At 72.3% G+C, this 25,136-nt stretch carries 22 protein-coding genes; 16 read left to right on the top strand and 6 right to left on the bottom strand.

Features of this window, described 5'->3' with window-relative positions:
- Positions 1-43 precede the first annotated feature (43 nt).
- From ACFYW3_RS11830 to sucD, 3 genes are all read left to right on the top strand, one after another.
- Positions 44-1,261: a VWA domain-containing protein gene (locus ACFYW3_RS11830; RefSeq protein ID WP_389386166.1), complete on the top strand. Its 1,218-nt coding sequence runs from the start codon at positions 44-46 to the stop codon at positions 1,259-1,261.
- A gap of 366 nt (positions 1,262-1,627) precedes the next feature.
- Positions 1,628-2,806 carry an ADP-forming succinate--CoA ligase subunit beta gene (sucC, locus tag ACFYW3_RS11825; protein WP_329443025.1) on the top strand — a complete coding sequence of 393 codons (1,179 nt, stop codon included), beginning with the start codon at positions 1,628-1,630 and terminating at the stop codon, positions 2,804-2,806.
- A gap of 21 nt (positions 2,807-2,827) precedes the next feature.
- Positions 2,828-3,718 carry a succinate--CoA ligase subunit alpha gene (gene sucD, locus ACFYW3_RS11820; RefSeq protein ID WP_329443023.1) on the top strand — a complete coding sequence of 297 codons (891 nt, stop codon included), beginning with the start codon at positions 2,828-2,830 and terminating at the stop codon, positions 3,716-3,718.
- 81 nt (positions 3,719-3,799) lie between these two features.
- Here sucD and ACFYW3_RS11815 read toward each other — a convergent pair whose 3' ends face one another.
- Positions 3,800-5,701, bottom strand: coding sequence for a transcriptional regulator (locus ACFYW3_RS11815; protein WP_389386165.1), 1,902 nt, complete (start codon positions 5,699-5,701; stop codon positions 3,800-3,802).
- Between the two features lie 119 nt (positions 5,702-5,820).
- Here ACFYW3_RS11815 and ACFYW3_RS11810 point away from each other — a divergent pair, with 119 nt between their 5' ends.
- Positions 5,821-7,437 carry a DUF6350 family protein gene (locus ACFYW3_RS11810; RefSeq protein ID WP_389386164.1) on the top strand — a complete coding sequence of 539 codons (1,617 nt, stop codon included), beginning with the start codon at positions 5,821-5,823 and terminating at the stop codon, positions 7,435-7,437.
- A 387-nt stretch (positions 7,438-7,824) separates the two neighbouring features.
- Here ACFYW3_RS11810 and ACFYW3_RS11805 read toward each other — a convergent pair whose 3' ends face one another.
- Complete coding sequence (locus tag ACFYW3_RS11805; RefSeq protein ID WP_389386163.1) at positions 7,825-8,463, bottom strand: hypothetical protein; 639 nt, start codon at positions 8,461-8,463, stop codon at positions 7,825-7,827.
- A 234-nt stretch (positions 8,464-8,697) separates the two neighbouring features.
- Between ACFYW3_RS11805 and purN the strand changes: the two genes are divergently transcribed.
- Together purN and purH are read left to right on the top strand one after the other, a co-directional pair.
- Complete coding sequence (gene purN / locus ACFYW3_RS11800; protein ID WP_351755365.1) at positions 8,698-9,321, top strand: phosphoribosylglycinamide formyltransferase; 624 nt, start codon at positions 8,698-8,700, stop codon at positions 9,319-9,321.
- A complete protein-coding gene (gene purH, locus ACFYW3_RS11795; RefSeq protein ID WP_351755368.1) occupies positions 9,318-10,922 on the top strand; it encodes a bifunctional phosphoribosylaminoimidazolecarboxamide formyltransferase/IMP cyclohydrolase in 1,605 nt (534 codons plus the stop codon). Before purN ends, purH begins: the two co-directional genes overlap by 4 nt.
- Positions 10,923-11,044: 122 nt before the next feature.
- Here purH and ACFYW3_RS11790 read toward each other — a convergent pair whose 3' ends face one another.
- Entirely contained in the window at positions 11,045-11,686 is a 642-nt protein-coding gene (locus ACFYW3_RS11790; protein ID WP_351755371.1) for a hypothetical protein, read from the bottom strand.
- Between the two features lie 230 nt (positions 11,687-11,916).
- Here ACFYW3_RS11790 and ACFYW3_RS11785 point away from each other — a divergent pair, with 230 nt between their 5' ends.
- The 3 genes from ACFYW3_RS11785 (at position 11,917) to ACFYW3_RS11775 (ending at position 14,716) form a co-directional block, all read left to right on the top strand.
- A complete protein-coding gene (locus ACFYW3_RS11785; protein WP_053682794.1) occupies positions 11,917-12,777 on the top strand; it encodes a bifunctional methylenetetrahydrofolate dehydrogenase/methenyltetrahydrofolate cyclohydrolase in 861 nt (286 codons plus the stop codon).
- Positions 12,767-13,453 carry a DUF3017 domain-containing protein gene (locus tag ACFYW3_RS11780; RefSeq protein ID WP_389386162.1) on the top strand — a complete coding sequence of 229 codons (687 nt, stop codon included), beginning with the start codon at positions 12,767-12,769 and terminating at the stop codon, positions 13,451-13,453. The genes ACFYW3_RS11785 and ACFYW3_RS11780 overlap by 11 nt, the downstream gene beginning before the upstream one ends.
- Positions 13,454-13,726: 273 nt before the next feature.
- Complete coding sequence (locus ACFYW3_RS11775; protein WP_053682796.1) at positions 13,727-14,716, top strand: malate dehydrogenase; 990 nt, start codon at positions 13,727-13,729, stop codon at positions 14,714-14,716.
- Positions 14,717-14,789: 73 nt separating this feature from the next.
- Here ACFYW3_RS11775 and ACFYW3_RS11770 read toward each other — a convergent pair whose 3' ends face one another.
- Positions 14,790-15,293: a carboxymuconolactone decarboxylase family protein gene (locus tag ACFYW3_RS11770; protein ID WP_351755376.1), complete on the bottom strand. Its 504-nt coding sequence runs from the start codon at positions 15,291-15,293 to the stop codon at positions 14,790-14,792.
- A gap of 46 nt (positions 15,294-15,339) precedes the next feature.
- Between ACFYW3_RS11770 and ACFYW3_RS11765 the strand changes: the two genes are divergently transcribed.
- Positions 15,340-16,740, top strand: a complete 1,401-nt coding sequence (locus tag ACFYW3_RS11765) for a PLP-dependent aminotransferase family protein (protein ID WP_389386161.1) — start codon at positions 15,340-15,342, stop codon at positions 16,738-16,740.
- A gap of 10 nt (positions 16,741-16,750) precedes the next feature.
- Here ACFYW3_RS11765 and ACFYW3_RS11760 read toward each other — a convergent pair whose 3' ends face one another.
- Complete coding sequence (locus tag ACFYW3_RS11760) at positions 16,751-17,626, bottom strand: hypothetical protein (protein WP_389386268.1); 876 nt, start codon at positions 17,624-17,626, stop codon at positions 16,751-16,753.
- A 125-nt stretch (positions 17,627-17,751) separates the two neighbouring features.
- Here ACFYW3_RS11760 and ACFYW3_RS11755 point away from each other — a divergent pair, with 125 nt between their 5' ends.
- Both ACFYW3_RS11755 and ACFYW3_RS11750 read left to right on the top strand, forming a co-directional pair.
- Entirely contained in the window at positions 17,752-18,051 is a 300-nt protein-coding gene (locus tag ACFYW3_RS11755; RefSeq protein WP_351379976.1) for a hypothetical protein, read from the top strand.
- Positions 18,052-18,057: 6 nt separating this feature from the next.
- Positions 18,058-19,254 carry a glutathionylspermidine synthase family protein gene (locus ACFYW3_RS11750; protein WP_389386160.1) on the top strand — a complete coding sequence of 399 codons (1,197 nt, stop codon included), beginning with the start codon at positions 18,058-18,060 and terminating at the stop codon, positions 19,252-19,254.
- A 14-nt stretch (positions 19,255-19,268) separates the two neighbouring features.
- On the opposite strand, the gene rocD is transcribed toward ACFYW3_RS11750, so the two are convergent.
- Positions 19,269-20,474: an ornithine--oxo-acid transaminase gene (gene rocD, locus ACFYW3_RS11745; protein WP_351755385.1), complete on the bottom strand. Its 1,206-nt coding sequence runs from the start codon at positions 20,472-20,474 to the stop codon at positions 19,269-19,271.
- 235 nt (positions 20,475-20,709) lie between these two features.
- On the opposite strand from rocD, the gene glyA reads away from it, so the two are divergent.
- From glyA to ACFYW3_RS11725, 4 genes are all read left to right on the top strand, one after another.
- The gene (gene glyA / locus ACFYW3_RS11740) at positions 20,710-21,978 is read left to right on the top strand and encodes a serine hydroxymethyltransferase (protein WP_351755388.1); all 1,269 of its coding nucleotides are present in this window, start codon (positions 20,710-20,712) and stop codon (positions 21,976-21,978) included.
- A gap of 279 nt (positions 21,979-22,257) precedes the next feature.
- On the top strand, positions 22,258-23,271 hold the full coding sequence (gene trpS / locus ACFYW3_RS11735) for a tryptophan--tRNA ligase (RefSeq protein ID WP_351755390.1): 1,014 nt from the start codon (positions 22,258-22,260) through the stop codon (positions 23,269-23,271).
- A 111-nt stretch (positions 23,272-23,382) separates the two neighbouring features.
- Entirely contained in the window at positions 23,383-23,979 is a 597-nt protein-coding gene (locus ACFYW3_RS11730) for a 2'-5' RNA ligase family protein (protein ID WP_351755393.1), read from the top strand.
- Positions 23,980-24,136: 157 nt separating this feature from the next.
- On the top strand, positions 24,137-25,117 hold the full coding sequence (locus ACFYW3_RS11725; RefSeq protein WP_351755396.1) for a YihY/virulence factor BrkB family protein: 981 nt from the start codon (positions 24,137-24,139) through the stop codon (positions 25,115-25,117).
- Positions 25,118-25,136: the final 19 nt, after the last annotated feature.

Raw genomic sequence — 25,136 nt, 5'->3', positions numbered from 1 at the left:
TGACGGGGCCATGGGCGACAGCGCGACGGGGAGGGCGGGGCACATGACGGCGACGGAGAACCTCGCGGCGGCGGGGACCGGGACGACGGAGAACACCACGGCGACGGGGACCGGCACGACGGACGCGGAGCGGCTGCGTCGCTGGCGGTTGGTGCTCGGAGGGGGCGAGGGCGACGGGACCGGCCACGCCCTCGCCGGGCGGGACGCCGCGATGGACGCCGCGCTCGGCGCCCTGTACGGCAGTCCCGGCGGCGCCGGCGGCGGCAGGCCGCAGGGCGAGCGGTCCGCCGGTCTCGGTGGGTCGGCGCCCCGGGTGGCCCGCTGGCTCGGGGACATCCGGACGTACTTCCCCGCCTCCGTGGTCCAGGTGATGCAGCGCGACGCGATCGAGCGGCTCGGTCTGGCGTCCCTGCTGATGGAGCCGGAGATGCTGGAGGCCGTCGAGCCGGACGTCCACCTGGTCGGCACCCTCCTCTCCCTGAACAAGGCGATGCCGGAGACGACCCGGGAGACGGCGCGGGCCGTGGTCCGCAAGGTGGTCGAGCAACTGGAGAAGCGGCTGGCGGCCCGCACCAGGGCCACGCTCACGGGCGCCCTGGACCGTTCGGCGCGGATCAGCCGCCCCCGTCACCACGACATCGACTGGGACCGGACGATCCGCGCCAACCTCAAGAACTACCTTCCCGAGCACCGCACGGTCGTCCCCGAGCGACTGATCGGATACGGCCGGGCCGCCCGGTCCGTGAAGAAGGAGGTGATCCTCTGCATCGACCAGTCCGGCTCGATGGCGGCCTCCGTCGTCTACGCCTCCGTCTTCGGCGCGGTGCTCGCCTCGATGCGCTCGATCGCCACCCGCCTCGTCGTCTTCGACACCTCCGTCGTGGACCTCACCGACCGGCTCACCGATCCGGTGGACGTCCTCTTCGGCACCCAGCTCGGCGGTGGCACGGACATCAACCGCGCCCTCGCCCACTGCCAGGCCAAGATCACCCGGCCCGCCGACACCGTCGTCGTCCTCATCAGCGACCTCTACGAGGGCGGCATCCGCGACGAGATGCTCAAGCGGGTCGCCTCCATGAAGGCCGCCGGAGTGGAGTTCGTGGCCCTGTTGGCACTGTCCGACGAGGGCGCCCCCGCCTACGACCACCAGCACGCGGCGGCGCTCGCCGCGCTCGGCGCGCCCGCCTTCGCCTGCACCCCCGACCTGTTCCCGGACGTGATGGCCGCCGCACTGGAGAAACGTCCCCTGCCCGTTCCCTGAAGCCCCTGACCACCGATGGCCTCAGACGGCACACCGGTGGTCCACCGTCCGCCCCACCCGCCGTCCACTCCCGGCGAACACCGCCCGCTCATTCCCGGCCCATCGCGTCCGCACATCGGCAGATCACACGAACGCGCAGTTCAACCGTCAGGCGATCTGTGACAGGTATCACCGCTCAGGTGTGATCTGCGATTTAGGGACCCACGGCCCACGGGGATAACCTGCGGGACGGACATGCCGCGTCCACGGTCACCGTGTGCGCCTTCCTTGTGACAGCGCCGTCACGTTGCCCTCCGCGGCACGCCCACGCAGATAGCAGACAACCGCGAATCACTGCGAATCTTTGAAGACAAGGGACGGACGCGCGTGGACCTGTTCGAGTACCAGGCGAGGGACCTCTTCGCCAAGCACGGTGTACCGGTGCTGGCCGGTGAAGTGATCGACACGCCTGAGGCGGCGCGCGAGGCCACCGAGCGGCTGGGCGGCAAGTCGGTCGTCAAGGCGCAGGTGAAGGTCGGCGGCCGAGGCAAGGCCGGCGGCGTCAAGCTGGCGGCGACCCCGGACGAGGCCGTGGCCCGGGCGACGGACATCCTCGGGATGGACATCAAGGGCCACACGGTCCACAAGGTGATGATCGCCGAGACCGCTCCCGAGATTCTCGAGGAGTACTACGTCTCGTACCTCCTCGACCGCACCAACCGCACCTTCCTGGCCATGGCCTCGGTGCAGGGCGGCATGGACATCGAGGAGGTCGCGGAGAAGACCCCCGAGGCCCTCGCGAAGGTCCCGGTCAACGCCAACGAGGGCGTGACCATCGAGAAGGCCCGCGAGATCGTCGCGCTGGCGAAGTTCCCGGCCGAGGTCGCCGAGAAGGTCGCCGAGGTCCTCGTGACCCTGTGGGACACCTTCATCGCCGAGGACGCGCTCCTCGTCGAGGTCAACCCGCTCGCGAAGGTCGCCAACGGCGACGTCATCGCGCTCGACGGCAAGGTCTCGCTCGACGAGAACGCCGAGTTCCGCCAGCCGGGTCACGAGGAGTTCGTGGACCACGCTGCCGCGAACCCGCTCGAGGCCGCCGCCAAGGCGAAGAACCTCAACTACGTGAAGCTCGACGGCGAGGTCGGCATCATCGGCAACGGCGCGGGTCTCGTCATGAGCACCCTCGACGTCGTCGCGTACGCCGGTGAGAACCACGGCGGCGTCAAGCCCGCCAACTTCCTGGACATCGGTGGTGGCGCCTCCGCCGCCGTCATGGCCAACGGCCTGGAGATCATCCTCGGCGACCCGGACGTCAAGTCCGTGTTCGTCAACGTCTTCGGTGGCATCACCGCGTGTGACGAGGTCGCCAACGGCATCGTCCAGGCACTCCAGCTGCTGGCGGACAAGGGCGAGGCGGTCACCAAGCCGCTCGTCGTCCGCCTCGACGGCAACAACGCCGAGCTGGGTCGCAAGATCCTGTCGGACGCCAACCACCCGCTGGTGCAGCGCGTGGACACCATGGACGGCGCGGCCGACAAGGCCGCCGAGCTCGCGGCTGCGAAGTAAGGGCAGAGGTCACAGACTCACATGGCTATCTTCCTCAACAAGGACAGCAAGGTCATCGTCCAGGGCATGACCGGTGCCACGGGCATGAAGCACACCAAGTTGATGCTGGCTGACGGCACCAACATCGTCGGCGGCGTGAACCCGCGCAAGGCCGGCACCACCGTCGACTTCGACGGCACCGAGGTACCGGTCTTCGGTTCCGTCGCCGAGGCGATGGAGAAGACGGGCGCCAACGTCTCCGTCCTCTTCGTCCCGCCGGCCTTCGCCAAGGCCGCCGTCGTCGAGGCCATCGACGCCGAGATCCCGCTGGCCGTCGTCATCACCGAGGGCATCGCGGTGCACGACTCCGCCGCCTTCTGGGCGTACGCGACCGCCAAGGGCAACACCACGCGGATCATCGGCCCGAACTGCCCGGGTCTGATCACCCCCGGCCAGTCCAACGCCGGCATCATCCCGGGCGACATCACCAAGCCCGGCCGCATCGGTCTCGTGTCCAAGTCCGGCACGCTGACCTACCAGATGATGTACGAACTCCGTGACATCGGCTTCTCCTCCGCCGTCGGCATCGGTGGCGACCCGGTCATCGGCACCACGCACATCGACGCCCTCGCGGCGTTCGAGGCGGACCCCGACACCGACCTGATCGTCATGATCGGCGAGATCGGCGGCGACGCCGAGGAGCGTGCGGCGGACTTCATCGCGAAGAACGTCACCAAGCCGGTCGTCGGTTACGTCGCGGGCTTCACCGCCCCCGAGGGCAAGACCATGGGCCACGCCGGCGCCATCGTCTCCGGTTCTTCCGGCACCGCACAGGCCAAGAAGGAAGCCCTCGAGGCCGCGGGCGTGAAGGTCGGCAAGACGCCGACCGAGACCGCCAAGCTGGCGCGCGAGATCCTGAACGCCGCTCAGTAGCAGTCGCTGTACGCGTGTACGGGCGTGGCCCGCACCCTTCGGGGCGCGGGCCACGCCCGTTTCACGTGGTGCCGCCGGCCGTCACCCCACCGTGGGCGTGAGGCGGTCGGGCCGGGCGGCCGGGTGGAACCGCAGCGTGTCGTGGAGTTCCTTGCTCCGCTCGGTCAGCGCCTGCGGACCGCTGTGCGGGGGCACCCCGGTGACGTTCGCGCCGGGGGAGACCGGAGGCTCGTACCGGGTGGGCGCGGTCGTCAGGGTGTACGCCGTGGCCACCGCGATCACTGCGGTCAGGCCGATCGCGGCGCGGGACCACAACCGGGCCCGGCGCTCGCACGCCACGCGCACGACGCAGGCCTCGCGAGGCTCCAGCCGTACGGGCGGGCGGACCGCGCCCAGACGCTCCCGCAGCAGGGCGGAGTGCCTCTCGGGCGGTGCGGCGGCCAACTCGGGGATCCGGTCGGCGAGGTCGGCGTGCGCGTGGAGCAACCGGATGCCGGCGGTGGGGGTGCTGGCCTCGGTCTCGGCGGCCGTGTCGGGCAGGTCGAGGCCGACCCCGTCGTAGAGAAGCACCGTGCGCCGGTGCGTGGTGGGGAGCGCCAGCATGGCGTCCATCAGGATCCGGTCCGCGGGCTCGGCCGGGGCCTGGTCGGGGTTGCGGTGGGCGCGTCGCAGCCGCTGCCAGGGGGACAGGGCGTGCTCGTACGCGGCCGCGCGCACCCAGCCCACCGGATCCGGGTCGGTGGCGACCTCGGGCCAGCGCTCCCAGGCGTTCTGGAACGCCCGCTCGACGGCCTCCAGGGAGAGGGCGCGGCGGCCGGTGAGCAGGTAGGTCTGGCGTGCCAGGGCGGGGGCGGCGTACGCGTAGAGCGCGTCGAAGGCCTGGGCGGGGGTGAGGGCGGACCCCGGAGCCGGCGTCGTCCCGCCCGCGGGGTCCTCCTCGGTCTTGTCCCTGGCGGTCTTGTCCTCCCCGGCCTGGTCCGCCTCGGGGTCGCTTGTCTCGGGCCGGTCTGCCTCGGCCTTGCCCGCCTCGGCACTGCCCGCCTCGGTCTTGCCCGCCTCGGGCCGGTCGGCTCCGGTCGGGTCCGGCGTGGCCTTGCCCGTTGTGGTCCTGCCCGTTGTGGCCCCGTCGACCGCGACCGCGACCCCGTCCGCGACCCCGTCCGAGACCGCCATGGTCTCCTCGACCTCGACCTCGACCTTGACCTCGACCGCGGCCGCGGCCTTGGCCTCGATCTCGGTCCCGTCCGCGGCCTTGGCCTTGGCCTCGGTCCCGTCCGCAGCCTTGGCCGGGGGTGCTGCCTCGACCTCCTCGGCGGGGGTGTCGGACCGGTTCCGGCCCCCCGACGTCGCGGGGGCCGGAGGCGGTTTCGCGCCGCCGGGGTGGCGGCCGCCTCCGCCGGAGCCGGATGTCACGGGGGTCTTGGACTCGTGGCGCGCCAAGGAGGCCGGCGGCTTGGCGGCCCGCTTGGCGGCGCCCTTGGGTCGGTTCGGGGGGCTCGCGGGGCGTGCCTGCCAGCCGGCGGCGAAGGCGCGTACGGCGCCGGCCATGCGCCGGGCGGGTTCGGACGCGGGCGTGGCGCCCGCCTCGGTATCCGCCTCCGCGTCGGACTCGCCGTCCGCCTCCGGGGGCGGGGCGGGGGCGGCGTCATCGGCCGTCGCCGCCTGGTCCGTCGCCGCCTGGTCCGTTGTTGAACGGGTGGAACCGGTCGAACCGGTCGGGGGTTCGGCGGACGCGGCCTGCTCGGCGGTGGGGCGGGCGAGCCGGGCGAGCTGGGCGAGCAGCTTGGCGTACGCCTCGCGCTTGCGGCCGCGCGGGTCCGTGCGTCCGGTCTCCCAGGAGCGCGCCGTGTTCGTGGTGACGCCCAGGGTGGACGCGAGGTCCTCGTGCGTCAGCTCGGCGGTCTCACGCAGCCTGCGGCGCTCCTTGGGGGAGGGGAGGTCGGTCTCCCCGGTGGCGGAGGCAGTCTCGACATCCTGTGTCATGCCACACTCCCCGCGACCCGGCAGTCCTGCGCGAAAAAGTACATAAACGTATATTGAGCGACACCACGGACATTCGCCTGTTACCCGCCCATAGCGCGTGTCGTTGGCACCATGGCGGGGTGACCCAAGTGACCGAACGCGGGACCCTGTTGCCGACGGCCCCACAGGCCGCCGTGCGGCGCCGTTCACCGGCCGCCGCCGCCTGTGTACTGGGCGGCGCCGTGGCCGCCGGACTGGGGCTCGGCTTCCTGGCCGTCCTCGTGATCGTGCTGTGGATCAGCTCCCCCTACCCCGACAGCGGCCCCGGCGGCGCGCTGCACCTCGCCGCGGGCCTGTGGCTGCTGGCCCACGGGACGGAACTCGTCCGCTACGACACTCTTTCCGGTGTACCGGCGCCCGTCGGAGTGACCCCGCTGCTCCTGGTGGCGCTGCCGGTGCTGTTGATGCGGCGGGCCGCGCGCCTCGGCAGCGCCTCGGGCGATGGCTCCATGGACGACGAGGTGCTGCCGCCGAGCGTGGTCTTCTCGGCCGTGACCTGCGGATACCTGACCGTCGGAGCGATGGCCACGGTGTACGCGGCGGGCGGCCCGATGCCGGCCGATCCGCTGAGCGCGGCCTGGCACGTGCCGCTGGTCGCCGTACTCGCCGCCGCCGGCGGAGTGTGGGAGGCGCGGGGCAGGCCGCCGGTGACGCTTCCGCCCTGGGCCCCGGGATGGGCGGTCAAGGGCGTACGAACGGCATTACCGCGCCCCCGTTACGCGCTGGCCGTGCGCTCCGGCGCGGCCGGGGCGCTCGTTCTCCTGGGCGGGGGGATCCTGCTCGTCGGAGCCTCGCTGGCCTGGCACGGCCCCGAGGTCCAGGAATCCTTCCTCGCGCTGACCGGGGTGTGGTCGGGACGGTTCGCGGTCCTGCTGCTGGCGCTGGCGCTGATCCCGAACGCGATGGTGTGGGGCGCGGCGTACGGGTTGGGGCCCGGCTTCGCGCTGGGCACCGGCGCCACCGCGACACCGCTCGGCTTCGGGGGATCGCCGGCGCTGCCGAGGTTCCCGCTGCTCGCGGCCCTGCCGCCGGAGAGCTCCGGGACACCGCTGACCTGGGCGGCTGTCGCGGTGCCGGTGGCCGCGGGGCTGGGCGTCGGATGGTTCGCGGTGCGGCGGGCGCGCGAGGTCTCGTACGGGGAGACCGCGCTCACCGCGGCGCTCGGGTCGGTGGTGTGCGGGCTCGCGATGGCCGGCCTCGCGGCGGCGGCGGCCGGGCCGATGGGCGCGGCGGCACTGGCGAGCTTCGGACCGGTGTGGTGGCAGGTCGGGGCCGCGGCCACGGGATGGACGCTGGGGCTGGCGGTGCCGTTGGCCGTGGCGGTGCACGCGTGGCGGACACGGCCACTGCGGGGGGCCGCGTCCGCGGCGGACGAATGGCACGACTCCGGGGTACGGGAACTGCGCTGGGCGGCGCTTCGGCGGGCGGCCACGCCGATGGTTCCCGTGGGGGCGGGGGCGGGGGCTTCGTCCCCGCCTGTGCCGGTGGCGCCGCCGGTTGTGCCGGTGGCGTCGGTCGTGCCCGAGGTGTCGCGGGTCGTGCCCGTGGTGCTGCCGGTCGTGCCCGTGGCGCCGCCGCTGGTACCGGTGGTACCGGCCGCCGTGCCGGAGCCGCCTGCGGCCGTTGCCGACGAGGCCGCGCCGCTGCTTCCCGGGGTGGCCGGGGCCCGCGTTCTGTCGCGGCGGCCGTCGGAGTAGCCGTCGCAGTGACGGCGTCGTCGCTGCCGGCCCCGGCTGCGCCGGGCGCCTCAAACGCCGGCGGGGCTGGATTGGCGGGCGTGGTTGCCTCGGGTGGCTGTGGCGCTGGTGGGGCTGGGGTGGTGGGTCCCGGTGGGGTCTTGGCCCCGCTGGGACCGCCCTGGTTGGGCCGGGGTGGCTGCGCCGGGTACCTCGAACGCCGCCCGGGCCGGATGGCGCGCCGGGGCGGGGTGGCGCCGACCGCCCGGGTCGGGTTTGCTCCGCCTCGACGGCCTCGACGGCCTCGACGGCCTCGACGGCCTCGACGGCCTCGACGGCCTCGACGGCCTCGACCGGCCCGCCCCCGACCGCCCCGGTCGGGCCGGGGTGGCGGTCAGGGGGAGGGGGTCAGCGTTGGACCTTGAGGACCTTGCCCAGGAAGTTGTCGGGGAGCAGGGTGTTGCACTGGAGTTCCGCGGTCTTCGTCAGCGCGTCCTCGCGGCACACGTAGAAGTCCTTGTAGGTCAGTTGCAGGGCGTACGAGCTGATCGCCAGCAGCAGTGCCAACGACGCCGTGACCAGGCCGCTGATCGCGGCGGTGCGCTGGGGGCGGGCCGCCGGGCCTAGGGCCGCGAGGCCGCCGGGGGTCGGGGTGGTGGCCGGCGCCGGGGCGGTGGTCGGGGTCGCGGCGGTGGTGTCGGCGTCCGGGGAAGTGGCCGCGGCCGGCTCGGCCGGGCGGCCGCGCAGGGCGGTGATGCCCCAGTACATGGCCAGCGCGCCGAGCAGGAGCCCCACCGACGGGATCCCGAAGATCCCGAAGAAGAACCCCCACATGCCCGCCAGCAGGGCGTACCGCGCACGCCGCTGGATCGGGTCGGTGGGATCCCAGCGGGCCGGACCGTCGGGGCCGGAGGGGGTCGAGTCCCGGTCCTGACCCTGGCCGGGGCCGCCACCGCGCGGCTGCCACGGCTGGTCGGGCCGGCCCTCCGGGGGAGCCGCGAAGGGGTTGTCGTCGGTCGAGGGGTCGGGCTGACGGCGGTCCGGCATCGAGTGCGTTACTTCCCCTGTTGTCGTGCGGCCAAAGGCGTCGCGCCGCGTCGTTTGTGGCTTGTATGCCAGACGCTACCGCCCGGCCGTCCCCCCGTCCCTCGGGGGCGGTCCGGTGTGCCGGTATCGTTGCAGGCGGTCGGTGGCTTCGTATGGTTCCCCGTATACCGGTGCCCCGTAGTTTCATGCGATCGCACAAGACGAACGCCGTACTCACGTGAGAAAGGGCCGTACATGGCCGCCTCCCGCCTGGTCGTGCTGGTCTCAGGTTCCGGCACCAACCTCCAGGCCCTGCTCGACGCCATCGACGCCCACCCCGAAGGGCCCGAGGGTTTCGGTGCCCGCGTGGTCGCCGTCGGAGCCGACCGAGACGGCATCGCCGGGTTGGAGCGCGCCGAGAAGGCCGGGATCCCCACCTTCGTGTGCCCGGTCAAGGCGTACGACACCCGCGCGGAGTGGGACGTCGCCCTCACCGAGGCGACCGCCGCCCACGCCCCGGACCTGGTGGTCTCCGCCGGGTTCATGAAGATCGTGGGCCGGGAGTTCGTCGACCGCTTCGGCGGCCGGTTCATCAACACCCATCCCGCGCTGCTTCCCGCGTTCCCCGGCGCGCACGGCGTGCGCGACGCCCTCGCCTACGGCGCGAAGGTCACCGGCTGCACCGTCCACTTCGTGGACGGCGGCGTCGACACCGGTCCGATCATCGCCCAGGGTGTCGTCGAGATCCGGGACGGGGAAGACGAAGCCGCTCTCCATGAGCGCATCAAGGAAGTCGAGCGCACGCTGCTCGTCGACGTCGTGGGGCGCCTGGCCCGGCACGGCTACCGCATTGAGGGACGAAAGGTAACAATCCAGTGACCGCCGCAGACAGCAGCAGCAACGACCCGACCACGACCCAGCGGCCGATCCGTCGTGCGCTCATCAGCGTCTACGACAAGACGGGACTGGAAGACCTGGCCCGCGGCCTGCACGAGGCGGGCGTCGCGCTCGTCTCGACCGGCTCCACCGCCTCGAAGATCGCCGCGGCCGGGGTGCCCGTCACCAAGGTCGAGGAGCTCACCGGCTTCCCCGAATGCCTCGACGGCCGCGTCAAGACCCTGCACCCGCGCGTGCACGCCGGCATCCTCGCCGACCTGCGGCTGGAGGACCACCGCAACCAGTTGGCCGAGCTGGGCGTCGAGCCGTTCGATCTGGTGATCGTCAACCTCTACCCCTTCCTGGCGACCGTCCAGTCGGGCGCGACCCCGGACGAGTGCGTCGAGCAGATCGACATCGGCGGTCCGTCGATGGTCCGCGCGGCCGCCAAGAACCACCCGTCCGTCGCCGTGGTCACCAGCCCCGAGCGCTACGCCGACGTCCTCACCGCGGCCCGCGGCGGCGGCTTCGACCTGACCGCCCGCAAGCGGCTCGCGGCCGAGGCGTTCCAGCACACCGCGGCCTACGACGTGGCCGTCGCGTCCTGGTTCACCAACGCCTACGCCCCGGAGCCCGAGGCCGTCCTGCCCGAGTTCCTGGCCGAGGCCTGGGAGCGCAAGTCGACCCTGCGCTACGGCGAGAACCCCCACCAGGCCGCCGCCCTCTACACCGACGGTCAGCCGGGCGGGCTCGCCAACGCCGAGCAGTTGCACGGCAAGGAGATGTCCTTCAACAACTACGTGGACACCGAGGCGGCGCGCCGCGCCGCCCACGACCACGAAGAGCCCTGCGTCGCGATCATCAAGCACGCCAACCCGTGCGGCATCGCCGTGGACAAGGACGTGGCCGCGGCCCACCGCAAGGCGCACGCCTGCGACCCGCTGTCCGCCTTCGGCGGCGTCATCGCCGTCAACCGTCCGGTGACCGTCGAGCTCGCCGAGCAGGTCGCGGAGATCTTCACCGAGGTCATCGCCGCCCCCGACTACGAGGCCGGCGCGGTCGAGATCCTGGCGAAGAAGAAGAACATCCGGATCCTGAAGGTGGCCGGCTCCCCGCACCAGCCCGGAGACCTCAAGCTCATCTCCGGCGGCGCGCTGCTCCAGCAGAGCGACACGTTCGCCGAGGGAGCGGGTCGGGCCGAGGGTGACGACCCGGCCAACTGGACCCTCGCCACCGGCGAGGCGCTCTCCGCCGACGAGCTCGCCGAGCTGTCCTTCGCGTGGAAGGCCTGCCGCGCCGTCAAGTCCAACGCGATCCTGCTCGCCAAGGGCGGCGCCTCGGTCGGCGTCGGCATGGGGCAGGTCAACCGGGTCGACTCCGCGAAGCTCGCCGTCGAGCGGGCGGGCGCCGAGCGCGCGCGGGGCTCGTACGCCGCGTCCGACGCCTTCTTCCCCTTCCCCGACGGGCTGGAGATCCTGACCGCCGCGGGCATCAAGGCCGTGGTCCAGCCGGGCGGTTCGATGCGTGACGAGCTGGTCATCGAGGCCGCCAAGGCCGCGGGCGTGACGATGTACTTCACCGGTACCCGCCACTTCTTCCACTGAGCGGATTCCTTTGACGGGATCCCCCTGACCGGCCCCGTTGACCGGACCCTGTTGACCGGCCCCCGTCCGGACACGACGAAGGCCGCGCCCCCGGAAAGGGGCGCGGCCTTCGTCGTACGCGCCTACTGGGCCGCGCGGTTGAAGTACCGGCTCGCGTCGCTCTTGGCGAGGAAGACGATGATGAGGATGCCGAGCACCAGGCTGAGCAGGCCGGGCAGGTTCCCGAGGAGCAGGGTGATCAGGCTGAACAGGACCACGGCCGAGGCGTAGACGATGCCGGAGACGCGGATGCCGCCACGGCCCTTGCCCAGCTTGACTCCGGTGAGGATGCCCCAGACGGCGAAGCCCAGGATGATCAGGCCGATGAAGATCATGATGCCGGCGCCGAGGCCCGCGGCCTTGTCCACGTCCGCGCTGCTGACGCTCGAGTTCGAGGAATCGACGGATCCCGTGATCATCTTGGCGACCCAGGCGGAGGCGACCATCGCGATGATGCCGCCGATGACCTGGCAGCCGCCCAGGATGAAGAGCATGATCCGCGCGCCCTTGACGCCACCGGGCATCTCCACGGGAACGCCCGGGTAACCGCCCGGGTAGGCCGGGGCGCCGCCCGGGTATCCGTAGCCCTGGGGCGGAACGCCCTGCGGGGCCTGCGGGTAGCCGTAGCCGGGCTGGCCCTGCGGCGGCTGCTGCTGTCCGTACGGGTTGTTCGGGTCGCCGAAGCTCATCTTGGGGTGTTCCTCCGTGGAAGTGCGGGGACGCACGGCACTATCGGAGGAACACTGCACTTCTCTGCGGTCCGCCCCCCGGCACTGCCCGCGGCACTCATTGCCGTCATCGTGGTCCGGTCGACCCCGCGCTGTCCAGCCGGGTCACGAACGGCGTGACACTTGTTGTGCAAGTGCAATGAACCATGTCACCCGCGTACACGCGGCGGTCCACCGGAGACCCCTTGACTGGAACCGGGGCCACTCCATCCGGGAGGATGGGGGGCATGACCGCCCAGATTCTCGATGGCAAGGCCACCGCAGCCGCGATCAAGTCCGAACTGACCGCCCGCGTGGCGGCGCTGAAGGCCCGGGGCATCACCCCCGGCCTCGGCACCCTGCTGGTCGGTGACGATCCGGGCAGCCGCTGGTACGTCAACGGCAAGCACAAGGACTGCGCCGAGGTCGGCATCGCCTCCATCCAGCGCGAACTGCCCGCGACGGCCTCCCAGGAGGACATCGAGGAGGTCGTGCGGGAGCTCAACGCCAACCCCGAGTGCACCGGCTACATCGTCCAACTCCCGCTCCCCAAGGGCATCGACACCAACCGCGTCCTCGAACTGATGGACCCGACCAAGGACGCCGACGGCCTGCACCCCATGTCGCTCGGCCGGCTGGTGCTGAACGAGCCGGGCCCGCTGCCCTGCACCCCGTACGGGATCGTCGAACTGCTCCGCCACCACGGCGTCGAGATCAACGGCGCGCACGTCGTGGTCCTGGGCCGCGGCATCACCGTGGGCCGCTCGATCGGCCTGCTCCTGACCCGCAAGTCCGAGAACGCGACCGTGACCCTGTGCCACACCGGCACGCGCGACCTGTCCGGGCTGCTGCGCCAGGCCGACATCGTCGTCGCGGCGGCCGGTGTCCCGCACCTGGTCAAGCCGGAGGACGTGAAGCCGGGCGCGGCCGTCCTCGACGTCGGCGTGAGCCGCGACGAGAACGGGAAGATCGTCGGCGACGTGCACCCCGGTGTCGCCGAGGTGGCCGGCTGGATCTCGCCGAACCCGGGCGGTGTCGGCCCGATGACCCGCGCCCAGTTGCTCGTCAACGTCGTCGAGGCGGCGGAACGGACGACCAGTGCGGGCTGAGCGAGACACGGAACCGGCGGAACCGGCGGAAGCTCCGGCGCCGAGGGCGTCCGAGGGCGCCGTCGAGCCGACGAAGGGCCGGCAGCCGCGGCCACTCCCCGTCGAGAGCGAGGCGGGCGAGGCGGCCGACGTGGGCGATGTGGCCCAGCCGGTCGAGCCAGCCCAGCCGGTCGAGGCGGACGAGCCGGTCGAGGCGGACGAGCCGGTCGAGGCGGACGCCGCGGGTGACGAGAGCGAAGAGAACGACGCGGACGAGGTCGACGGCGAGGGGCCGGAGGAGGCGGGGGCGAAATCCCGTCGCTTCCCCTCCGTCACCCGGGACACCGCCCGCCCCGAGGGCGGCGGCCGGGCCGCGCCCGGGGGCGCGCCCGCACCGGCGCGTCAGTGGCCGATGCTCAGCGTGCTGGCCGCCACCGCGATCGGGCTGCTCACCACGGCGATCGGGTACCCGCGCATCGGGTGCCTGATCATCGGGGCCGCGCTGATCGCGGGGGCGGTCATGCGCTGGATACTGCCGTCGGTGGGGATGCTCGCCGTGCGGTCCCGGTTCACGGACATGGTCACGTACGGGCTGCTGGGGGCGTCGATCACGCTGCTCACGATGGTCGTACCAGCCCCCAAGGCGTGGCAGGAGATCCCCTTCCTGACCGACGTGGTCCGCTTCACCGTGCGCTAGTTCGCCCCCGTAGCCCCCGTCAATGCACACCGGAAGGCCACCGCACCGGCGAGGTCTTCCGGGGGGAATGGGGGCCCCGCCCTCGCCGCCGCCTTCGAACACCCGGGTCCGTGTGCCCTGCACCACACGGACCCGGGGGTTGGGCGCCCCCCGGGTCGGATAGCCTGATCGACGGATGTCTCTTCACGTCAAGATTCACAGGGTCGGGGAGCGGCGTCCTCCCAGCACAGGGGGCAGGGACGCCCCATCGCCAGCTGTCTAACGGAGAAGGCCATGACCCGCACTCCCGTGAATGTCACCGTCACCGGCGCCGCCGGACAGATCGGCTACGCGCTGCTCTTCCGCATCGCGTCCGGTCACCTCCTCGGCGCGGACGTGCCGGTCAAGCTCCGCCTCCTGGAGATCCCGCAGGGCATGAAGGCCGCTGAGGGCACCGCCATGGAGCTTGACGACTGCGCCTTCCCGCTGCTCGCCGGCATCGACATCTTCGACGACCCGAACAAGGGCTTCGAGGGTGCGAACGTCGCGCTGCTCGTGGGCGCCCGCCCGCGCACCAAGGGCATGGAGCGCGGTGACCTGCTCTCCGCCAACGGCGGCATCTTCAAGCCGCAGGGCGCCGCGATCAACGCGCACGCCGCGGACGACATCAAGGTCCTGGTCGTGGGCAACCCGGCCAACACCAACGCGCTCATCGCGCAGGCCGCCGCCCCGGACGTACCGGCCGAGCGCTTCACCGCGATGACCCGCCTGGACCACAACCGCGCGATCTCGCAGCTGGCCGCCAAGACCGGCGCCGCCGTCTCCGACATCAAGCGCCTGACCATCTGGGGCAACCACTCGGCGACCCAGTACCCCGACATCTTCCACGCGGAGATCGCCGGCAAGAACGCCGCCGAGGTCGTCAGCGACGAGCAGTGGCTGGCCGACACCTTCATCCCGACCGTCGCCAAGCGCGGCGCCGCGATCATCGAGGCGCGTGGCGCGTCCTCGGCCGCCTCGGCCGCCAACGCCGCCATCGACCACGTGCACACCTGGGTCAACGGCACCGCCGCGGGCGACTGGACCTCGATGGGCATCCCGTCGGACGGCTCCTACGGCGTCCCGGAGGGCATCATCTCGTCCTTCCCCGTCACCACCAAGGACGGCAAGTACGAGATCGTCCAGGGCCTGGACATCAACGAGTTCTCCCGTGCGCGCATCGACGCGTCCGTGGCGGAGCTCGTCGAGGAGCGCGACGCGGTGCGCGAGCTCGGCCTGATCTGATCGAACCCGTACGCACGGCGAAGCGCCCCGGCCACACCAGGCCGGGGCGCTTCGGCGTTCGCACGGGGCGGGCTCAGTTCTTGAACCCGCCCGGGGCGTAGTGCCCCGGCGTGAGGCGGCAGGTCACGCCGAACCGGTTCCAGGCGTTGATCGACGTGATCACGGCGATCAACTGGGCCAGTTCGGTCTCGTCGAACAGCTCGGCGGCCTTCCCGTACACCGCGTCCGGCACGAACCCGTCCGTCAGGACGGTCACCGCCTCGGTCAGCTCGATCGCCGCCAGCTCCCGCTCGGTGTAGAAGTGCCGGGACTCCTCCCAGGCGCCGAGCTGGATCAGGCGCTCGACACTCTCGCCGGCGGCCAGCGCGTCCTTGGTGTGCATGTCCAGGCAGAACGCGCAGTGGTTGATCTGCGAGGCGCGCACCTTGACCAGCTCGACCAGCGTCGGGTCCAGGCCCTTGCGGGCGGCGACCTCCAGGGACACCAGGGCCTTGTACACGTCGGGGACCAGCTTGGCCCACTGCAGGCGGGCGGGGTGCTCGGGGGCGTACGCGGGGGTTTCGTTCGTCGTCGTCATGCCTCAACCGTAGGAGACCGGCGGCCCGCCGATATGGTCCATGTTCATGACGGAATCCTGGGCCACTTTCGGCGCCGACCTGCATCTCGACCTCTCCGCCGGGCGCGGGCTGAGAGCCGGACTGACCGAGGCGCTGCGCGAGGCCGCGCGCAGCGGTCGGCTCGCCCCGGGAACCCGCCTGCCTTCCTCCAGGTCTCTGGCCGTCGACCTCGGCATCGCCCGCAACACGGTCGCGGAGGCGTACGGCGAACTCGTCGCCGAGGGCTGGCTGACCGCCCGTCACGGCTCGGGCACCCGGGTCGCGGCACGTGCCGTGCCGCGCCGCCCCGCCCGGGCCGCGCGAGTGCGGCCACCCGCCCGGCGGGGGCCCGCGTACAGCTTCGTACCGGGCTCCCCGGACCTCGGCGGCTTCCCGCGCACCGCCTGGTCGGCTGCGGCCCGCAAAGCCCTCGCGGCCGCCCCGAACGACGCCTTCGGGTACGCGGCGGACGCGCGCGGCCGGATCGAGCTGCGCGAGGCGCTGGCCGACTACCTGGCCCGCGCCCGGGGGGTGGACACCGACCCCGACCGGATCGTGCTGTGCGCCGGGTTCGTGCACGGGCTGACGCTGCTCGCCCGGGTGCTGCGGGCGCGCCGGGTCCGCGAGGTGGCCGTGGAGGGCTGGAGCCTCGACGTGCACCGGGACCTGCTCACCGGGGCGGGGCTGCGGACCCGCCCCCTGTGGCTGGACGGCGCGGGCGCCCGTACGGAGGACCTGACGGCGGCGTCGGGGGCGGTGCTCCTCACGCCGGCGCACCAGTTCCCGACGGGCGTCGCCTTGACCCCGGGGCGGCGGGCGGCGGCCGTGGACTGGGCCAGGACCACGGGCGGGCTGATCCTGGAGGACGACTACGACGGGGAGTTCCGCTACGACCGCCAGCCCGTCGGGGCGCTCCAGGGGCTGGACCCGGACCGGGTCGTGTACCTGGGCACGGCGAGCAAGTCGCTGGCGCCGGGGCTGCGCACGGGCTGGATGGTGGTGCCGGCCGGGCTGGTGGACGAGGTGTTGGCGGCGAAGGGGCACACCGACTGGATGTCGGGCACGCCGGACCAGTTGACGCTGGCGGAGTTCATCCGGTCCGGGGCGTACGACCGGCACGTCCGGAGCATGCGGCTGCGCTACCGGCGCCGGCGCGACGCCCTGGTGGAGGCCCTGGCCCCGCGGACGGCGGTGACCGTCTCCGGCATCGCGGCGGGTCTGCACGCGGTGCTCGACCTCCCGGCCGGCACCGAACGCCCCCTGATCCAGGCGGCGGCCTGGCACGACCTGGCCCTGGAGGGCCTGTCGCGCTTCCGGCACCCGGAGTCGGCCATGCCGGCGCGGGACGCGTTGGTGCTCGGCTACGGGACCCCGTCGGAGAGTGCGTGGTCGGGGGCGCTGGCGGCGTTGGAGGCGACCCTCCCGTAGCGGGCGCGGGTCAGGGAACCGGATCGGCCACCGGCCCGGCCGGGTCCGCCGGGTCCCCGGGGTCGGCCGGGTCCGCCGGGGGTTCGCCGAAGCGGGCCAGGGCCAGCGAACCGGCCACGGCCACCACGAAGCCGAGCACCGCCAACCAGGCGAGCCCCTCGCGGGTGCGGTCCCCGAGCCACACCACTCCCACCGCCGCCGGGCCGATCGTCTCGCCCAGCACCATCCCGGCCGTGGCGGCCGTCACCGAGCCGCGCTGCAGGGCCGAGGTGAGCAGCAGGAAGGCCGCGCCGCCGCCCAACAGGAGCGCGTAGAGGGCCGGGTCGGTCAGCGCCGACCAGGAGAATCCGTCGATCAGGCGGACCGCGACCTCCACCACCCCGAAGCCCGTTCCGGCCGCGAAGCCGAGCACCAGCGGCCGGGAGCGGTCCGGCAGGCCGCCGGCCGCCGCCCCCACCAGCAGCACCAGGACCGCCACCGCGAGCAACCCCCACTCCAGGGCGGGCGGACCGGTTCCGGAGCCCTCCTCCCCGGAGGCGAGTCCCAGCATCAGCAGCCCCGCGCACACCACCGCGACGGCCGCCCACTCCATCCGGTTCAGCCGTACGTGGAGCAGTCGGGCCGCGACCACCGCCGTCACCGCGAGGCTGGCCGCCAGTGCGGCCCCCACCGCGTAGATCGGGATGTGCCGCAGGGCGATGATCTGGAGGACGAAACCGATCCCGTCGAGGCCGAGCCCCGCCAGGTACCGCCACTGGCGCAGGGCCCGCAGCAGGAGTGCGGCGTCCACGCCGGACCCGGTTCCCGGCTCCGCCGCCCGCGCCGCCATGGCCTGGAGGACCGAGGCCGTACCGAAACAGACCGCCGCACCGAGTGCGCAAATCATCCCAACAAGCACGAACCGACTCTAGGTCACCGTCGTGACAAGGGTGTGACGACGGCTGGATTCCATCCCTCGGTCACCCCGCTCTAGTCTGTCGGGAGCACGCCACCCAGGGGGAGCGAACTCACATGGACACCAGCAGCACCAATCGGCGCCGGATGCGCTCGGGCGCCGTCGCGCTCGGCGGCATGGGCCTGCTCGCCGCGACCCTCGTCGCCTGCGGCAGCAGCGACGAGCCCGACAAGCGGTGCGCGTCCCGCTCCACGCTGAACCACCTGAACAACAAGGAATGCAAGAGCGGCGGCACCGGCGCGTACTACTACGGCGGCAGCGTCGCCAACGGCAAGGTCAAGGACGGCAGCTTCGACAAGTCCGCCGTCACCCGCGGCGGCATCGGCAAGAGCCACTCCGGCTCCAGCGGCGGCTGATCCCGGGTGGAGCGGCACACGATCGAGCCACGCCCGAACTGGCAGCGGACCGTCGAGGAGCAGGGGCTGATCTACCCCCTGACCCGGTACCCGGACGACAGCCTGCGCCCGTACTGGGACGAGAGCGCGTACTACTCGTTCTCCCTCCCGGAGGTCGAGGCGCTGGAGAACGTCGTCGAGGAACTGCACGCCATGTGCCTCGCGGCGGCGGCCCACATCGTCGAGCACGACCGCTTCGCCGACCTCGGCATCACCGACTCGAAACTGGCCGCCCGGATCGCCGAGTCCTGGCGCCGGCGCGACGAGCAGCCCTCCCTCTACGGCCGCTTCGACCTGCGCTACGACGGCTCCGGCGGCCCGGCCAAGATGCTGGAGTACAACGCCGACACCCCCACCTCCCTGGTGGAGGCGGCGAGCCCGCAGTGGTTCTGGATGGAGGAGCGGTTCCCCGGCGCCGACCAGTGGAACTCCCTCCACGAGCGGCTCGTCGACGCCTGGCGCCGGCAGGCCGAGCTGCTGCCGGCCGGTCCGGTGCACTTCGCGCACTCCGAGACCGACGAGCTCGGCGAGGACCTGATGACGGTCGCCTACCTCCAGGAGACCGCGGAGCAGGCCGGCCTGGACACCGTCGCCATGTCCGTCGAGCAGATCGGCTGGGACAGCCTCTCCGGCCGGTTCGTCGACGAGAAGCTCCGCTTCATCCGCGGCATCTTCAAGCTCTACCCGTGGGAGTGGCTGGCCACCGACGAGTTCGGGCCCCAGGTGCTGGGCACGTACGACCACGGCGGCGGCTCCGGCACCACGGCCTGGATCGAGCCGTTGTGGAAGATGCTGCTCTCCAACAAGGCGCTGCTGGCGGTCCTGTGGGAGCTGTTCCCCGAACACCCGAACCTGCTGCCCGCCTACCTCGACGGCCCGCGCGAGCTCGCGGACACCACCGGCTACGTCGCCAAGCCCCTGCTGGGCCGCGAGGGCGCCGGGGTGACCCTGCACGAGGCGGGGGAGGACGGGGAGCCGTTCACCCCGGTGGACGACGAGTCGTACGTCTTCCAGGCCCTGGCCCCGCTGCCCGACTTCGACGGCAACCGGGTGGTGCTCGGCGCGTGGGTCGTCGAGGAGGAGGCCGCGGGGCTGGGCATCCGGGAATCGGCGGGGCCGGTCACGGACGAGTACGCCCGTTTCCTGCCCCACGTCATCCTCTAGGCCGGCGGGGCCCGTCAGGCCGACAGCACCGACCGCAGCCGGTCCAGGCCCCAGTCCAGGTCCTCCTTGGTGATCACCAGCGGCGGGGCGATCCGGATCGTGGATCCGTGGGTGTCCTTCACCAGCACCCCGAGCCCCATCAGCTTCTCGGAGATCTCCCGGCCGGTGCCGCGCGACGGGTCGATGTCGACGCCCGCCCACAGGCCGCGACCCCGTACGGCGGTCACCGCGCCCCCGCCGACCAGCAGGTTCAGCTCGTGGTGCAGGTGGTCGCCGAGCTCGGCGGCCCGCTGCTGGTACTCGCCGGAGCGGAGCATCGCGATGACCTCCAGGGCGACCGCGCAGGCGAGCGGGTTCCCGCCGAAGGTGGACCCGTGCTCGCCCGGCCGGAACACGCCGAGCACGTCCCGGTCGGCGACCACCGCGGAGACGGGCACGACCCCGCCGCCGAGCGCCTTGCCCAGGATGTACATGTCGGGGACGACCCCCTCGTGCTCCAGGGCGAAGGTCCTGCCGGTGCGGCCCAGGCCCGACTGGATCTCGTCCGCGAGGAAGAGGACGTTTCGCTCGCGGGTGAGCTCCCGGACGCCCTGGAAGTAGCCGGCGGGCGGCACGAGGACCCCCGCCTCGCCCTGGATCGGCTCCAGGAGCACGGCCACGGTGTTCTCCGTGACGGCGTGGGAGAGCGCGGTGAGATCGCCGTACGGGACGATCTCGAAGCCCGGCGTGTAGGGGCCGAAGTGGTCGCGGGCGTCGTGGTCCGTGGAGAACGACACGATGGTCGTGGTCCGGCCGTGGAAGTTGTCGGCCGCGACCACGATCTTCGCGTGGCCGTCCGGGACGCCCTTGACCTGGTACCCCCACTTGCGGGCGGTCTTCACCGCCGTCTCCACGGCCTCCGCGCCCGTGTTCATCGGCAGCACCATCTCCTTGCCGCACAGCGCGGCGAGTTCGGTACAGAAGTCCGCGAAGCGGTCGTGGTGGAAGGCGCGGGAGGTGAGCGTGACCCGCTCCAACTGGGCGCGTGCGGCGTCGATCAGACGCCGGTTGCCGTGACCGAAGTTGAGGGCGGAGTATCCGGCGAGCATGTCGAGATACCTGCGGCCCTCCACATCGGTCATCCACGCGCCCTCCGCCGACGCGACGACGACGGGCAGGGGGTGGTAGTTGTGCGCGCTGTGCGCGTCGGCGGAGCGGATGGCATCAGCAGTATTCGACACGGGGTCTCCGATCGTCCGTCAGGCCTGTGACGAGGGTGGCGTCACTGTCCATCCTCGCTCGTACGGCGGACGGAGAAACCTTTCTCGTGGCGCGCCCGCTAAGGTGGGCCCCACGCACGGCGACTGGCGCACGGAGAACGGACTCCGGGGAAGTCGTGCGCGCACGACCGCACACAGGGCCGCTCGCCTGGGCCTCGCGGGGACGAGAGACGACATCGACCCCGGAGGAGCCGCCATGACCGCGCGCCGCCATCCCGCCCTTTTCGCGACCGACCCCGAGTTGGCGTCCTTCGTGGAGGCGGAAGAGGCACTGCAGGCCGAGACCCTGCGCCTGATCCCCAGCGAGAACTACGTGTCCGCCGCCGTGCTGGAAGCCTCCGGCACCGTCCTGCAGAACAAGTACAGCGAGGGCTACCCGGGCCGCCGCTACTACGAGGGCCAGCAGAACATCGACCGCGTCGAGGCCCTGGCCGTCGAGCGGGCGAAGGGCCTGTTCGGCGTCGACCACGCGAACGTGCAGCCGTACTCCGGCTCCCCGGCCAACCTCGCCGTGTACCTCGCCTTCGCCAAGCCGGGCGACACCGTCATGGGCATGGCCCTGCCGATGGGCGGCCACCTCACGCACGGCTGGGGCGTGTCCGCGACCGGCTCCTGGTTCCGGGGCGTGCAGTACGGCGTCACCGCCGACACCGGCCTGATCGACTACGACGCGGTGCGCGACCTGGCCCTGGCCGAGCGCCCGAAGATCATGTTCTGTGGTGGCACGGCCCTGCCCCGCACGATCGACTTCGAGGCCTTCGCGTCGATCGCCAAGGAGGCGGGCTCGGTCCTCGTCGCCGACGTCGCCCACATCGCCGGCCTGATCGCGGGCGGCGCGCACCCGTCGCCGGCCGGGCACGTGGACGTGATCTCCACGACCACCCACAAGACCCTGCGCGGTCCGCGCGGCGCGATGCTGATGTGCCGCGAGGAGCACGCGAAGGCCATCGACAAGGCGGTCTTCCCCGGCCTCCAGGGCGGCCCGCACAACCAGACGACGGCCGGCATCGCGGTCGCGCTGCACGAGGCGGCGCAGCCGGCGTTCGTCACCTACGCCCACGCGGTCGTCGCGAACGCCAAGGCGCTGGCGGCGGCCCTGCTGGAGCGGGGCTTCGACCTGGTGTCGGGCGGCACGGACAACCACCTGATCCTGATGGACCTGACCTCGCGCGGGGTCCCGGGCAAGATCGCGGCCAAGGCGCTGGACCGGGCGGGCATCGTCGTCAACCACAACACGGTCCCGTTCGACCCGCGCAAGCCGTTCGACCCCTCGGGCATCCGGATCGGTACGCCGTCGCTGACCTCGCGGGGCCTGACGGTGGACCACATGCCGGTGGTGGCGCACTGGATCTCCCGCGCGGTCGACGCCGCGGCCGCGTCCGACGAGGCGGCCCTGTCGGTGATCCGCGCCGAGGTCACCGACCTCATGTCGGCCCACCCGGCCCCGGGCCTGCCCCTGTCCTGACCGGGGCCGATCCGGCGCCGACGACGTTCCCGGCCGACCCCGGGGGCCGCGGTCGCCGCCCCGGTCCCCGAGGGCCGGGGCGGCGCCGGGGTTCTCCGTTCGCGGCCGGCCGGAAAGCGGTCGCTCGTTCAAGGCGGGATCCGGCCGGCCGGCTACGCGCGGGTACGGCCGGACACCGCCCGCCGAGAGCGGGGCCGGGATGTGATCCCGCGCTCATCCGACACCCGATCCGGCCGGCGCAAGGCCCGAGACGGCCATCGCACCTGAGAGAATGGGGCCATGGCTTCTGATCGTCCTCGCGCGCTCTCCGGCATCCAGCCCACCTCCGGTTCGTTCCACCTCGGGAACTACCTCGGGGCCATTCGTCAGTACGTCGCCCTCCAGGAGACGCACGACGCCTTCTACATGGTCGTCGACCTGCACGCGATCACCATGCCGCAGGATCCCAAGGAGCTGCGCGCGAACACCCGGCTCTCCGCCGCCCAACTGCTCGCGGCCGGCCTGGACCCCGAGCGCTGCACGCTCTTCATTCAGAGCCACGTGCCCGAGCACGCGCAGCTCGGCTGGGTCATGAACTGCATCACCGGGTTCGGCGAGGCGAGCCGGATGACCCAGTTCAAGGACAAGTCCGCCAAGCAGGGCGCGAACAACGCCACCGTCGGCCTGTTCACGTACCCGATCCTCCAGGTCGCGGACATCCTGCTCTACCAGGCCAACGCCGTCCCCGTGGGCGAGGACCAGCGCCAGCACATCGAGCTGACCCGCGACCTGGCCGAGCGCTTCAACACGCGCTTCGGCCAGACCTTCACGCTGCCCGCCGCGCACATCGTCAAGGAGGTCGCGAAGATCTACGACCTCCAGGACCCGGCGATCAAGATGTCGAAGTCCGCCTCCTCGCCCAAGGGCCTGGTCAACCTCCTCGACGAGCCCAAGGTCACCGAGAAGAAGATCAAGAGCGCGGTCACCGACATCGAGGCGGAGATCCGCTTCGACACCGAGAAGAAGCCCGGCGTCAGCAACCTGCTCACGATCTACTCCACCCTCACGGGCGAGACGATCCCCGAGCTGGAGACCCGCTACGAGGGCAAGGGCTACGGTGCGCTGAAGACCGACCTGGCCGGCGTGATGGTCGATTTCGTCACACCCTTCAAGAAGCGCACCCAGGAGTACCTGGACGACCCCGAGACCCTGGACGCCGTGCTGGCCAAGGGCGCGGAGAAGGCGCGCGCGGTCGCCGCCGAGACCCTGGCACAGGCGTACGACCGCCTCGGGTTCCTGCCCGCCAAGCACTGACCTGCAGAGGACCCTGGCGGTTCGGGGGGTGCTGCCATCACACTGAGCGGCAGCACCCGATCGCGGGACAGACGGACGAGACAGACGGACGAGCAGACGGAGGAGACAGACGTGGGGACCGTAACGCTCGGCGTTTCGATCGCGGTCCCGGAGCCGTACGGCAGCAGCCTTCAAGAGCTGCGGGTCGGCTTCGGGGACGCCGCCGCGCTCGGCATCCCCACGCACGTCACCCTCGTGCCGCCCACGGAGGTGGACGCGGAGCGGCTGCCGGCGATCCGGGCCCACCTGGCCGAGGTCGCGGCGACGTTCCGCGCCTTCGCGATGCGGCTGGCGGGCACCGGCACCTTCCGCCCCCTCTCGCCGGTCGTCTTCGTCCGGCTCGTCGAGGGCGGCGTCGGCTGCACCCGCCTCCAGGCCCTGCTCCGGGACCCGGACGGGCCGATCGACCGCGAGCTGGCCTTCCCGTACCACCCGCACGTCACGGTCGCCCACGGGATCTCCGAGGAGGCGATGGACCTGGCGTTCACCACCCTCTCCGGGTACGCCGCCGACTGGCTGTGCGAGGGCTTCGCACTCTACGAACAGGGCTCCGACGGGGTCTGGCGCAAGCTGCGTGAATACCCTTTCGGCACGGGCCCGACCGGCGTGCCGGCACAACTGGGCTCACCCACCGATGAGGCGGCCGGCACGCGCGGGCGTCGCTCGTAGCGAAGCGGCCGCAGGGCCTGGAACGTGCGGAACCTGAGCCTTCGCAGGACCAGGGCATGGAACGGACGAGCCGTCGGGCGAAAAGTCACAATCGACGACCGTAGCCTTCGAAACCGACAATCCCGGCTATTTCCGGCAGCTCATTTACGGTGACCCCATGGACTGGCTGACGAAACTCCCGGTGATCGGGCCCCTGGCGGCCGCGGCGATGCGCACGCACGCGTGGCGGTCCTACCAGCGGCTCGACCGCGTGCACTGGACCCGGCTGGCCGCCGCGATCACCTTCATCAGCTTCCTCGCCCTCTTCCCCCTGATCACCGTCGCCGCCGCCGTCGGCGCGGCGCTGCTCAGCAAGGAGCAGCTCGACCGGCTGCAGAAGAGCCTCGCCGAGCAGGTGCCCGGCATCTCCGACCAGCTCGACCTCAACGCGCTGGTGGCCAACGCGGGCACCATCGGGCTCGTCGCGGGCGCACTGCTGCTCTTCACCGGCATCGGCTGGGTCGGCTCGATGCGCGACTGCCTGCGCGCCGTGTGGGACAAGGACGACGAGGACCTCGGCAACCCGGTCGCCCGCAAGGGCAAGGACGGGCTGGTGCTCCTCGGCCTCGGCGGCGCGGCCCTCTGCTCGGCGGCGGCCTCGATCCTCGGCTCCAGCGCCGTGGGCAAGTTCGGCGGATGGCTCGGCATCCCGCGCGAGGGCGCGGGCGGCGCGCTCCTGAGGTCCGGGGCCTTCGTTGTCGGCGTGGTGGCCGCCTTCCTGCTCCTGCTGTACCTGCTGACCCTGCTGCCCGGGGTGGAGCCGTCGCGCTCCCGGCTGATCCAGGCCGCCCTCATCGGCGCGGCCGGCTTCGAACTGCTGAAGCTGCTGCTGAGCGGCTACATGCGGGAGGTCGCCGCGAAGAGCATGTACGGGGCCTTCGGCGTGCCGATCGCCCTGCTGCTCTGGATCAACTTCACGGCGAAGCTGCTGCTGTTCTGCGCCGCCTGGACGGCCACCCGTGACGACGAGGACGGCGACGGCGGCGACGGCGCGCACGACCCGCAGGACCGTCGCGACCCGCAGGCCTCGAAGGGGACCCCGGAGCAGGCCCCTGACGAGGGCGGCGCAAGCCCCTCCGCGGGGCCCGCGCGCCCCTGATCCGACGGCCCGTCCCGGA

The organism is Streptomyces sp. NPDC002602, assembly GCF_042889445.1.
Classification (GTDB): Bacteria; Actinomycetota; Actinomycetes; order Streptomycetales; family Streptomycetaceae; genus Streptomyces.
Note: the sequence above shows the minus strand (reverse complement) of the source record. Positions and strands in the feature narration are given on the sequence as shown.